Here is an 11,702-nt window from a genome sequence, read left to right as displayed (position 1 = left end):
CCGAGCCGACACCGGCGCCCAAACCCGAGCCCGAGCCCGAGCCCAAGCCCGAGCCCGAGCTCGAGCCCGAGCCCAAACCCGAGCCCACGCCGGAGCCGAAGCCCGAGCCGGAACCTGTGCCCGAGCCGGTCCCCGCGCCTGGCGCCGGGGCGTCCTCATCCGGTGTCGACAAGGATGAGCTGGCCAGGGTCGAAGCCGTCGAAGACATTCTGCTACGCAGCAATTACGGCAATTCCCTGCGCCAGAGCGATATTGCCGCGTTGAGCAAGATCTATGGTGACTTCCGTCTCACCGACGAGACGTCGCATCGCTTGAACGATTACGCGACGACGGCGGCGGAAGCCTTCTTCGAAGATCCGGCATTCACCGAACATGCGCAGAACTGGGACAATTACAGCCCCAGCCAACGCACGCAGGCTGCACGTGATGTCTGGAAGACCATCAGCCATATCCTGGACGTGCCCGACACGGTTGAATTCGGGACTGTTTCCATGCCTCGTGATAAAAACGGTTTCGGGATCGGCGGATATTACGACAGCAGAAACGAAACAGTTGTCGTCAATGTGCATGACACCGCTCACCGGAATTTCGCCGAGATGGCATCGCTCGTTCTGCATGAGGCGACGCACGCCTTGTGGGAACGCGCACTGGCCCATATCCCGATCAACAAGGCCGCTGATATGTTCCGGGATGGTGAAATCACCCAAGAGCAGTTCATGCTCCGGGCCAATCTATCGCTCTATCTGGATCCGAGAAAGGTTCCCTTCGACGAATACACCAGTAACCCCCACGAGCAACTCGCATTCACGGCCGAACTGCTCTACCGCGACGATCTGCGTAACGGCGGGGTCGAGATCAGGGACAGGCTCCCGGCAGGTGATCCGCTCCTGCAGCACGTGCGCGACATGAACCTGATCGTGCCTGGCATGGCCATGATTTAAGGGGATCGTAAGAGCTTCGTGCAATCATCGGTCATCTGAATACGATGCGATGCACGAGGTTCAAGCGATGTCCACGCCCGTGACCGTTCCGCCAGACATGGCTACTCTGGCCCGGCCCGATCTGAGCCCGCAGGACGTTCTCGCCCTGCGGCGCCACTATTTCGCGGATAATGCCATCTCCCTGCGCGAGGGCGAGGAGCTCTTCGCCATTGCCGGGAAGATCGGCGATGCGGGCTGTCGCGAATGGCACCAGTTCTTCGCCGAGGCGATCACCGAATTGCTGGTGCATCAGGTCAGCCCACCCGGTTACCTCTCGCAGGACAACGCACGCTGGTTCATGGACCGTATAATGGAAGACGGCCACGTCTTTCTGAAGACCGAATTCGAAACGCTCCTGCGCGTGATGGAGCGTGCGCGACGCGTTCCCGACTGCCTCGCCGCCTTCGGCCTGAAGCGCGTGGCCGATGTCGTGCTCAGCGGTGACGGCGCCTCCGTGACCGGTGAGCAGCATGCGCCGGGTATCGTGACGAAGGCGGATGTGGAGGCATTGCGCCGGGTGCTCTTTGTGGCAAGCAGCGAGGGATTCGGTGCCGTCTCCCGGGCCGAGGCGGATGTTTTGTTCGACATCGCCGATGCGACGGCGGATGCCGGGAATGATCCCGCCTTCGCCGATCTGTTCGCGCGCGCCATCGGCAATCATGTCTTGTGTGGCATCGGCCGGCATGCGCCTTGTCCGGACGAGGCGCGCCGGCGCGAGACCTGGCTGGACGAGAGCCGTTCGTTGAGCAGCGGTATCGGGTCGATCCTGCGCAGCATGTTCGGTTCGCGCAATACACCGTCGGTCGCGAGCAGCCAGGCCACGGCTTTCGGCGACGAGGTCATCTGCGCCGAAGAGGCGCAATGGCTCAAGGCGCGCATCCGCCGCAACGACAAGATCTGCAACGCCCAGCGCGAATTGCTGCATTTCCTCACGCGCGAGGCACGCCATATCGACCCCATGCTCGACCGGCTGATTGCCGAGGCACGCGCTGCGGAAATTGCAGCCTGATCGGCGCAACGGTGGCGACCGGGGGTGGTCAGATCGGTGCGAACCTGCTTGATTATGCCCGCGCCTCGCGCAGCCAGCCAACGAGCAGACGGATCGATCGATGAGCAAGCAGAACACGGCCCAGAACGACACGCGCGCCGACGCGGACCATGCCGATATCGCAGCCTTGCCGTTCGAAAAGGCGCTCGCAGAGCTTGAAGAAATCGTGCGCCAGCTCGAACAGGGCAATGTCGCGCTCGCTGATTCGATTCGCATCTATGAGCGCGGCGAGCAGCTCAAGGCGCATTGCGATGCGCTGCTCAAACAGGCCGAGGCGCGTATCGAAAAAATCAATCTCGGCGCCGGCAATGCGCCTGCCGGGTCGAGCGCGTTCGATCCGGACGGCTGATTACTCCTTCAACTCCCCATCCTCGCTCTGCGGTATCCCGCTTTCCTCGGGGATGTCCGTCGCCAGATCCGAAAGGTCTTCGTCGGTGGGGCGCGTGCTGTCGCGCCGCCGCGCGACCTTCGCGGCAAGCGCCTTGCGCTCGTCCGGGTTCTGCCGTGCCAGACGGAAGGGCGGGGCGGTACCCTCCTTGTCCTCGCCGGCATAGAGGGTGAGGTGCGGGAACGGAATCTCGATGCCGCGCTCGTCGAAAACCTCCTTCACAACCTCGTTATAGGCGCGCCCGGTCGCCCATTGCAGGCCGGGCTTCGTCTTGATGCGCCCGCGTACGACGACCGCGCTGTCGGCGAGTGCGTTGACGCCGAACATCTCGAACGGACCAACAATATTCTCTCCGTGCTCGGGATCGGCGGCAAGGCGGTCGAAAGCGACATGCATGGCGGCCTTCACCTCGGCTACGTTCTCGCGATACGCCACGCCGATATCAGCCACATGATAGGAGAAGTTGCGCATCATGTTGGATACCATATCGACGCTGGAGAAGGGGATCACATGGTACACGCCATTGAGATCGCGCATCGAGACCGAGCGGATGGTGAGCCGCTCGACAACGCCCGATATCCCGCCTGCCGTAACGACATCGCCCTCGTTCATGGCGTTTTCCAACTGGATGAACACGCCCGTGATCACGTCCTGCACGAGTTTCTGCGCGCCGAAGCCGACAGCGAGGCCGATCACACCGGCACCGGCGAGAAGCGGGCCGATATTCACGCCGATCTCCGAGAGCATCATGATCGCGACCACGACGCTCAGTGTCACGGTGAAGGCGTTGCGAAACAGCGCCAGCAGCGTGCGTTCGCGCGCCGTCGGTACCGTGCCGAAATCAGGATTGAGCCGGTACTCGATCCAGGAGGAGACGATCACATAGAGCGCGAAGCCGACGATCAGGATCAGGAGGACGGAAGCCATCGAGGTGGCGATCAACGCTCCGGCCCCGGTGGTGATCCACCCCACGAAGTCGAAAATCTCCCAGGCATGAGCGATCGCGACGACGACGCCCAGCAGCACCGTGATCCGCAGCCCGTAGAGGGCTTTCGGGACGAAGGCGTTCAGCCGCTCTTCGAGCAGTGGCATGCGCTGCTTGATATCCTCCGACAGATGCAGGCCGCCGGAGATCAGCCATGAGAGCAGGGCGAAGATCAGCATGCCGACGATGACGGCGGCGATGCTCTGTGCGGTCGAGGCCGCCATGAAATTGATCGCGGTACGCGGATGGGCGACCCAGACCATGAAGAAGGCGATGAGATAGATGATCGCCACGATGTGCCAGATCTGCGCCAGCCCCTGTGACAGGCGTCCCACTGTATCGGTCTCGCCACGCGCCACGCGGCGTTTGAGCAGGGTGGAGATGTCTTTCCTGTTCTGCAGCACCAGCACGATACCGATCGCGCAGGTGGTAAACACCGCGAGCGTGCGTATCGCATCGCCGGATGCGGTCGTGAGATTCCAGGTCGCGATCGGCGCGACGAAAAGAAAGGCGTAGACAATCAGGCTGATCAGCCGTGACAGCCAGAAATACCAGTAATGCGCCGTCGCATCGCTCAGCGGAACGAGGCGCAGGGTATCCTTGCGCGGCATCAGGAGCGCACGCATCGCGACCTTGATCCCCTCTGCGACGAGGAATGCATTCAGAAACAGCGTCTGATTCAATGCCGTGATCGTGTTGGTGGCAAGCTGGATCGACAGGGTGTGGCCGATCAGCCAGGCCAGCGCCACGGTGCCGGAATCGAAGGCGATGGCGCCCACCGCGAGAGGCGCTCGCCGCAGGATGGGCCGCGATTCGGCCTTCATGGCGAGACGGACACGAGCGCGATCGGAAACAAGGCGCAAGAGCCAATAGGCGAAGAGTGTTCCGGCAATCACGATGAAGAGCGTGCCCAGCATCTGCATCAGCAGGTCGAAATCCGCCGTCGTCGTGTCGCGCCACAGGGCGGCAACCGAATCGGCGAAATTCGCCGCCACGCGGAAAAGCCCGGAAATGTTCTCGGCCACGGCCCGTGTCTGCTCCGCCACCTGCCGCGCAAGAGGCACATGCTCGGGCTCCGGCTCGACCGCCGGCGCCGCGCTGCCGCGCAGGCGTTCGATCAGCTGGGTGCGTGCTTCGTCGTTCTCAAGCAGTTCGATCAGGGCCTCGGTCTGCTGGTCGAGCTCGTTCGTCGCGGCCCCGGCGGCATCGGTCTGGGCCAGCAATGGCTGTGCCGCCCCGATCAGCAAGAGGGCCGCCGTCAGGATCGCGATGAGCCGCGCCTTGAGGGTTGCGCCCGCGCGGTCGCGGTCCGTGGCGGAGCAGGGGCGGAACGGGGGGAATATCAGCATGGTGGTCATGATCAGCCAGACGGGGACGCCGTATGCGCTGCGAGGTCTCGGGAGAAATTGCCGCGCGCACAATGATTGACGGCAAGCATAGGGGTGGGGGGGCATTATGCAAGGGCATCCCTGCAATGGGATAGCTGCACCGGTACGGCCCTGCGATCACGAAAAACCGCTCCGCCGGGGGCTTCGGCGGAGCGGTTGGTCGCGGTAGAATCAGGTTATGAAAAGTTATTTATGAAAACTGTGTAATGCATTTGGTTAATCAATGATTATTTTTTAGCATCGTTAACTATGATTGTCAATCAGAAAAAATATTAATAATAAAACATTTTTAACTATGCATTTAAATTATCAAGGCCGCAAATAAAATTACATTTAATATCTAATTGCACCGCTGATGGTGCGGTGGGCTTGGCGCGCTGCGCGTGCTTGATATCCGGTTCGCACAATAAAATGCCCCGGAGCCGGAGCTCCGGGGCGTTTCGCCAGACCTTGGTAATGAAAGACATAAAAAATTTACAAGCAATGACTTGGTGTAATCAATAATTATTTTATAGCATGGTTAATTTATGATTGCAAAAGAAAAATGATCGCGTGTCACTCGTCCGTGACGCGCGCGACGATACGGCGAACGAAGGGGGCGACGACGAGTACGGTGGGAAATGCCACAGCCCAGGAGCCGAGCCATGAGATCAGCCAGGCCATCGGGAAATCCGGCCCCAGGCCCAGCGCCCGCGCAGTGGCGATGCCCGAGACGATCAGGGACATCAGCCCGGAGAGCAGAAGCCCGAACAGGACTGGCGCGAATGATTTCGGGAGTTTCTTCGACACGGAGAGAGCACCTCGCGGCAACATGCCCCGCTCACCGGCTGCGGGGACTTGCGCCCGCCACAACTGGCGGGCAAGAGTGACGGGATGCGGGCGCCCGAGACGCCCGTCTTTCGACTGGCAATTTGCGCGCTCGCCTGCCCGCGCTCAAGGGCAAGGCGACAGATCGTGATCAACCCATCGAGGAAAACCGGTGACATCCCCCGAGATCTACCTCGCCACCCCGCTGATCGATGCCGGCTCCGAGCCGGCGGCCTTGTGCACGCAGCTGCGCACGATTCTGCCGGGGCTCCCCTGCGCCGCACTGCGTGTGCGCCTCGCCGCCAGCGATGAGCGCAGCCTGACGCGTCTGCTCAAACCGTTCTGCGCAACGGCGCATGAAGCGGGCATCGCCGTGATTCTCGATATTGATGCCGCTCCGGATGCGCTGGCGGGGCTCGACCTCGCCCAGATCGCCGCGCGCGGGGGCGCGGACGGGCTGCATCTGCGTGATCTCGCTGCGGCGCGTGATGCGATCGCGCGGTTCGGCGGTGACCGTGCAGTGGGACTGGCCAATCCGCGCACGCGGCACGAGGCGATGGAGGCCGGGGAGGCGGGGGTGGATTACCTGTCCTTCGGCGAGCCGCGCCCCGACGGCTCGATGCTGCCCTTCGACGCGGCCTGCGAGCGCGCCTCCTGGTGGGCGGAGATATTCGAGACCCCCTGTGCCATTTTTTTGCCGGACCTGGGCGATATCGCTGCCGCCCTCGCGACGGGCACGGAATTCCTCGCTGCCGGCGATGTGGTCTTCGCCCATGCCGGCGGGCCTGAGGAGGGTGCCCGGGCACTCGCGGCGACGCTGGGTGCATCCGGCGATGATCGCCATGACGGTTGAAAGAACAGGTAAGCGGGCGTGACGGGACCGGTCGGGACACAGATCAGGCGGAAATTGCGCGGGCTTCGCCGCATGGCCGCGGCCACCACCGTTCTTGCGCTGTCGGTGATGCCCCTCCTGCCCGCCGTCTTCATCGCGGCGACGGCAATGGCGCAGGACGCCCAGCCCGACGCGGTCCCCGATGCTGCGGCGATCCCTTTCAGGAACGATCCGCTCGCGCCTGACATGCTGGAACCGACATCGCCTCCGGATTCGGCGGTCCCCTTCGATGCGCAGGACGACGCGCTGCCCAGCCCCGTCGGCCCTGTGCTGGAGGGGCGTTCGGTGGAGGCTGGGGAGCGCGGTGATGCTGCCTATGCCGCCTTCCAGCGCGGACTTTTTCTGACCGCCTTCATGCGCGCGGCGGATCGCCTGGAAGGCGATCCGGATGATGCGGCGGCGATGACGCTGATCGGGGAATTGTATATCCAGGGCCTCGGCTTGCCGCAGGATTTCGAACGCGCGGCGGAGTGGTTCGCGCTCGCTGCCCGGCTGGACGATCCGGCAGCACATTTCGCGCTGGGCACGTTGCGGCTGGCAGAGGATGGAATCGGTCGCGATACGGTCGCAGCGCGCCGCCATTTCGAAGCCGCCGCCGCAGCCGGACACGCACCCGCCTCCTACAATCTCGCGCTGATTCTTCTGGAAACCGGCGGAGAGGAGGGGGCGGAGGAGGCGGCACGGCTCCTGCAGCACGCCGCTGATTCCGAGATTCCGCAAGCCCAGCATGCACTCGGGCTGCTCTACCGCGAGGGGCGCGGCGTCGCGGAGAACCCGGCGCGTGCCACGGCCCTGTTCCATCGCGCGGCACGCAACGGAGATCTGGAGGGCATGGTCGAATATGCCACCGCCGTGTTCAACGGGATCGGTGTCGCCCCCGACGAAGAGCGTGCCGCTGCCTGGTTCCGTATCGCTGCCTGGCGCGGGGATGCGATCGCGCAGAATCGGCTCGCGCTGATTCATGCCTTCGGGCGCGGGGTCGAGCAGGATCTGGTCGAGGCGGCATCCTGGCACCTGCTCGCGGCAGGGCAGGGGCTCGATGACGAGCGGCTCGACGAGGCGCTGCGCGATCTTTCAGACGAGCAGCTTGTCCGGGCCGAGGCGCTGGCGCGCGAGCGCGGCTGGCCCTGATTGTGCTCGCGGGGTCGCTTGGCTATGGCTTCGACCCGTCATCACGGTCGGCTGATCCGCCCTCTGGCGGGGCCGCATCCTCCGGCTCGTCGCGAAACACCGTCCAGGCCAGGGTGAGCCGCGAGAGCGCCGTCATCGCCACCAGTCCGGCGAAGAAATAGGCGATCAGCGCGAAATGGGCGGGAAACAGCATCATCGCGACGAAGGCAATGATGGTTTCGGTACCTTCAGCCAGCCCGATGGTGAAATAGATCGATTTCAGCCCGCGCACCTTTGAATCCATTTGCCGCTTGGCTGCGACGGCGGAGAAGGCGAGGAAGCTCGCGCCGTTCACGTAGAAGGTGAAAAGCAGGACCACCGCAGGGACGGCATTCGCCTCCGGATCGCGCAACGCAAAGGCCAGCGGGATCACGCCATAAAAGGCGAAGTCGAGCACGATATCCATGTAGCCGCCGCGATCCGTCGGCGTGGTGCGCCGCGCCACCGCGCCGTCGAGCCCGTCGCAGAGCCGGCTCAGGATGAGCGCCAGCAGCGCCGCCGCATCCGCTTCGACCGCCACGCCAAGTGCGCTGACGAGACCGAGCGCGAAACCGGTGAAGGTGACCGTATCAGCGCCGATCCCGCGCAGGACGAGCCGTCCGGCGATCCGGTCCAGCACCGGGTCGATCAGACGGCGCATCATCCCATCCAGCATGACTTTTCCCCGCGTTGACGAACACTGCGCTGCGCCTTACCACCATTTTCTGGTTCTTGTCCCCCGATACGAGGTCACGATCATGTACGAGGCCGTGAGCAACGGTGTGCGCATCACAGTCGAGCCACGCTATCTCGACGAGGAATCGCGTCCTGCAGATCGGCGCTACTTCTTCGCCTATACGGTCGAGATCGCCAATCTGACCCCCGAGCCGATGCAGCTCCTGCGGCGCTACTGGCGTATCACCGACGGGTTGGGCCGTGTCGAGGAGGTGCGCGGTGATGGTGTCGTCGGCGAGCAGCCGGAAATCGGCCCGGGCGACAGTTTCAGCTATACCAGCGGCTGCCCGCTCGAGACCCCGGACGGCACCATGCAGGGCCACTATGAGATCCTGCGTGCGGACGGGTCGCTGTTTCTGGCCGAGATTCCCGCTTTCTCCCTCGATTCACCGCATGTTCGCCGCTCCGTTCATTGACCGGACGAGCAGCTTTGCCAACCGACAGGCCTCCCATGAATTCTACACGCCGCACGCCGCTCGACCTGCTCGAGCGGCTCGTTTCCTTCGATACCGAAAGCAGCAAATCGAACCGCGCGATCGTCGATTTCATTGCAGGCTATCTCGATTCGTACGGCGTGCCGTATCTGCGCGTTCCCAATGAAGTGGGCGACAAGGAATCGCTCGTTGCCACGATCGGGCCGCTGGTCGAGGGCGGTATCGTGCTCTCCGGCCATACCGATGTGGTTCCCGTGACCGGGCAGGTCTGGACGAGCGATCCGTTCACGTTGCGCGTCGCTGATGGCCGGGCCCATGGGCGCGGCGCGGTCGATATGAAGGGCTTTCTCGCGCTCATGCTGGCTCTGGTGCCGAATTGGTGCGCGGCTGACCTCGCGCGCCCGGTGCATTTGCTTTTTTCTTATGACGAGGAGATCTCGTGCCTCGGCGTGATTGATGCGATTGCGAAGTTCGGCGCTGCGTTGCCGCACCCGCGCGCCGTCATCGTCGGCGAACCGACGGGGCTCGAGGTCGCCGATGCGCACAAGAGCGTGACCGTCTACACCACCCGTGTGCATGGTTTCGAGGCACATTCCTCCAAGCCCGCACTCGGCGCCAATGCGGTAACGAGCGCCGCCGAACTCGTCTGCGAGATCAACCGGATCGGCGATGCGCTGATGGCGGAGGGCGATTCGAGCGGGCGCTTCGATCCGCCTTATTCGACGGTATCGGTCGGCACCATTTCCGGCGGCACGGCGCGCAATATTCTGGCCAAGGAATGCGTCTTCAACTGGGAAATCAGGGGGCTGCCGGATCTCGATATCGCAGCGATCGAAAAGCGCTTCTTCGCCTTCTGCGAAACGGTCGAGCGCGAGCGCCTCAACCGGTTTGGCGATTACGGGCGGATCGAGACCAGCATCGACGTGCATGTGCCCGGTCTCGCTCCTGTGCCAGGATCGGATGCGGAAAGCCTCGCGCTGCATGCCGCGCGCCGCAACGCCACGATCAGCGTCCCCTTCGGTACGGAAGCCGGGCGCTTCCAGGATGCGGATCTCCCCGTCGTCGTCTGCGGCCCGGGCAGCATCGACCAGGCGCACCAGCCCGATGAATTCATCACCCTCGACGCCCTCGCTGCGGGCGAGGTCTTCATGCGGCGGCTGACCGGGATATGAATGCCGCGCTGCGGGTCGCGTGCATCGCACTCATATCGCGCGATCCTCATGCGCTTTATCGGCAGCGTCCTCCTGCTCATGATGCGTGCCCTCGCCATAAGCGCGCAGATGCAGCGCGTCCGCGGCGGAGACGCGCTCGGGCTGTTGGTCCGGAGCGGCGGCAGACCGCGCGCCTGAACGATGGGCCTTCGCGAGGGTGAGGGCGCGCTGCATGAGGCTGGCGAGTGCGCCCTGACGTTGGCTCCCGGCGCGGATTTCGAGCTGCATTGCAGCGGAGCGCTCCACCTGCTGAACGGCGGCATCCTTGGGCAACTGGGTGCGCACGGCCGCAGCTGACATCGGCGCATCGGTGCGCTGCAGGGCCGTTTGCGATGACGGCGGTATCGGTTTGGTGACGCCGGAGAATTCCATGCCGCGCCCTCCCTTGCAGCGGCCATACCGGAGCCGCCGGAGACAATGATCCTGTGATCATGCGCCGGAATCGTGAATCAATCGTCAAGAAAATATGAACGCCTGTTGCATTTCAGGCCATCTCATCGCCCCTCGCAGGTATCCAGCCCGCGCTGGAAGGCCATGCCTTTGCGGAATTCGTAGCGGATATTGATGATGTTCATCGAGCCGTCGGCGAGAAAGTTGCGCTGGATCGTGATCAGATCCGGCGGAGAGCGATCGAAGTCGATGCAGTACGATCCGGCGACATCGAATGCCGGTCGCCAGCGTCCATCCTGTGACAGGGTGACGTAGGTACGGCAACCCGGTTCCATGCAGATCGCGCCAAGGCGCAATCCGTCGCATGCAAAACGGTTTTCGTCGAGAACGATATCGGGCATGCCGTCGCGATCGAAATCGGCGAAGGCGACCGCATCCATGGGATTGCCGGCATTGCCCCCGAGCATCGCGCAGCGCCGCGACAAATCGAAGAGCTGGTTGCGGATACGCTCCGGCAAATCGTTGAAGCCGAGCCCGTCATCCGCGTGGATGTCCGGTGCCGGAAGCAGCATTCCGACGACGATCAGGAGCAGCCATGGCAGTTTACGCAGCGACATGCCATGAGCATGCCTCGTATCTGTTAAGACTTTCCTTGCTCAGCATGCGGCCCGGTTCACTCGAGCAGGCCGATTGCGGTCTCGACAGCGTGGACCACCGCTCCCGAGCGTACCAACGCCCGCGCATCGCCCATTTCCCGCGCGTACCAGCGATCGCCCTCGAGGGCGGGCGGAACGGTTTCGCGGATTGCGTCGAGCGCGGCCTGCGAGCCTTTGCCGAGCGGATAGCCGTCGGCGACTTCCGCCACGAGGCTGAGCGCCTGCGCGGCCATCAGCAATTCGCCGGCGACGATCTGCTCGACATTCTCCACGATGGTGCGCGCCTTGCGCCCGCACCAGGTGGAATTGGAGACGTGGTCCTCGGCATTGCTCTTGCCGGGGATGCTGTCGACCGAGCCCGGAGTGGCGAGGCCGCGATTCTCCATCACCAGCGCCGACATGGAGCACTGCACCGTGGCGTAACCCGTGTTCAGCCCCTGCTTGCCGGCGAGCAGGTTGCGCGGCAGGCCGTAGCTCATGCCGGGATCGATCAGCCGCGCGAGGCGACGCTCGCTGATGGCGCCGAGATCGGTCATGGCGATGGCAAGCACATCCATGGCCTGGGCCATGTACTGGCCGTGGAAGTGCCCGCCTGAGAGCGAGACATAGCCGCCTGCGCCGTCATCGACGATCAGCGGG

Annotated in this window: 13 protein-coding genes; 7 read left to right on the top strand and 6 right to left on the bottom strand. The window is 63.6% G+C overall.

The features are described 5' to 3' along the window. The 3 genes from VKP01_RS13625 to VKP01_RS13615 form a co-directional block, all read left to right on the top strand. Positions 1 to 941, top strand: a 941-nt coding sequence (locus VKP01_RS13625; protein ID WP_324413177.1) for a hypothetical protein, incomplete at its 5' end; no start/stop codon positions are given. A 67-nt stretch (positions 942 to 1,008) separates the two neighbouring features. Next, positions 1,009 to 1,989: a hypothetical protein gene (locus VKP01_RS13620; protein ID WP_324413175.1), complete on the top strand. Its 981-nt coding sequence runs from the start codon at positions 1,009 to 1,011 to the stop codon at positions 1,987 to 1,989. A 100-nt stretch (positions 1,990 to 2,089) separates the two neighbouring features. Then, positions 2,090 to 2,377: an exodeoxyribonuclease VII small subunit gene (locus tag VKP01_RS13615; protein WP_324413173.1), complete on the top strand. Its 288-nt coding sequence runs from the start codon at positions 2,090 to 2,092 to the stop codon at positions 2,375 to 2,377. On the opposite strand, the gene VKP01_RS13610 is transcribed toward VKP01_RS13615, so the two are convergent. Together VKP01_RS13610 and VKP01_RS13605 are read right to left on the bottom strand one after the other, a co-directional pair. Beyond that, complete coding sequence (locus tag VKP01_RS13610; protein WP_324413171.1) at positions 2,378 to 4,750, bottom strand: mechanosensitive ion channel domain-containing protein; 2,373 nt, start codon at positions 4,748 to 4,750, stop codon at positions 2,378 to 2,380. Positions 4,751 to 5,344: 594 nt separating this feature from the next. Then, the gene (locus tag VKP01_RS13605) at positions 5,345 to 5,578 is read right to left on the bottom strand and encodes a DUF2798 domain-containing protein (protein ID WP_324413169.1); all 234 of its coding nucleotides are present in this window, start codon (positions 5,576 to 5,578) and stop codon (positions 5,345 to 5,347) included. Positions 5,579 to 5,768: 190 nt separating this feature from the next. Between VKP01_RS13605 and VKP01_RS13600 the strand changes: the two genes are divergently transcribed. Next, positions 5,769 to 6,449 (top strand): thiamine phosphate synthase, encoded by a 681-nt coding sequence (locus tag VKP01_RS13600; RefSeq protein ID WP_324413167.1) that lies wholly within the window; start codon positions 5,769 to 5,771, stop codon positions 6,447 to 6,449. A 72-nt stretch (positions 6,450 to 6,521) separates the two neighbouring features. After that, positions 6,522 to 7,619 (top strand): tetratricopeptide repeat protein, encoded by a 1,098-nt coding sequence (locus VKP01_RS13595; protein ID WP_324413165.1) that lies wholly within the window; start codon positions 6,522 to 6,524, stop codon positions 7,617 to 7,619. Positions 7,620 to 7,641: 22 nt separating this feature from the next. On the opposite strand, the gene VKP01_RS13590 is transcribed toward VKP01_RS13595, so the two are convergent. Next, a complete protein-coding gene (locus VKP01_RS13590; RefSeq protein WP_324413163.1) occupies positions 7,642 to 8,313 on the bottom strand; it encodes a CDP-alcohol phosphatidyltransferase family protein in 672 nt (223 codons plus the stop codon). Positions 8,314 to 8,395: 82 nt separating this feature from the next. Here VKP01_RS13590 and apaG point away from each other — a divergent pair, with 82 nt between their 5' ends. Beyond that, positions 8,396 to 8,788 carry a Co2+/Mg2+ efflux protein ApaG gene (apaG, locus tag VKP01_RS13585; protein WP_324413161.1) on the top strand — a complete coding sequence of 131 codons (393 nt, stop codon included), beginning with the start codon at positions 8,396 to 8,398 and terminating at the stop codon, positions 8,786 to 8,788. Between the two features lie 35 nt (positions 8,789 to 8,823). Next, entirely contained in the window at positions 8,824 to 9,978 is a 1,155-nt protein-coding gene (gene argE / locus VKP01_RS13580; RefSeq protein ID WP_324413159.1) for an acetylornithine deacetylase, read from the top strand. 30 nt (positions 9,979 to 10,008) lie between these two features. Here argE and VKP01_RS13575 read toward each other — a convergent pair whose 3' ends face one another. The 3 genes from VKP01_RS13575 to VKP01_RS13565 form a co-directional block, all read right to left on the bottom strand. Further along, positions 10,009 to 10,389, bottom strand: coding sequence for a hypothetical protein (locus VKP01_RS13575; protein ID WP_324413157.1), 381 nt, complete (start codon positions 10,387 to 10,389; stop codon positions 10,009 to 10,011). Between the two features lie 122 nt (positions 10,390 to 10,511). Next, complete coding sequence (locus tag VKP01_RS13570) at positions 10,512 to 11,024, bottom strand: hypothetical protein (protein ID WP_324413155.1); 513 nt, start codon at positions 11,022 to 11,024, stop codon at positions 10,512 to 10,514. Positions 11,025 to 11,080: 56 nt separating this feature from the next. Further along, positions 11,081 to 11,702: aromatic amino acid lyase (locus tag VKP01_RS13565; RefSeq protein WP_324413153.1), on the bottom strand; the 622-nt coding region annotated here is incomplete at its 5' end.

Origin of the sequence: Saliniramus sp. (assembly GCF_035311605.1) — a bacterium.
Lineage (GTDB): Bacteria > Pseudomonadota > Alphaproteobacteria > Rhizobiales > Beijerinckiaceae > Saliniramus.
The sequence above is the reverse complement of the archived record's forward strand: the minus strand, read 5'-3'. Positions and strand labels throughout refer to the sequence as shown.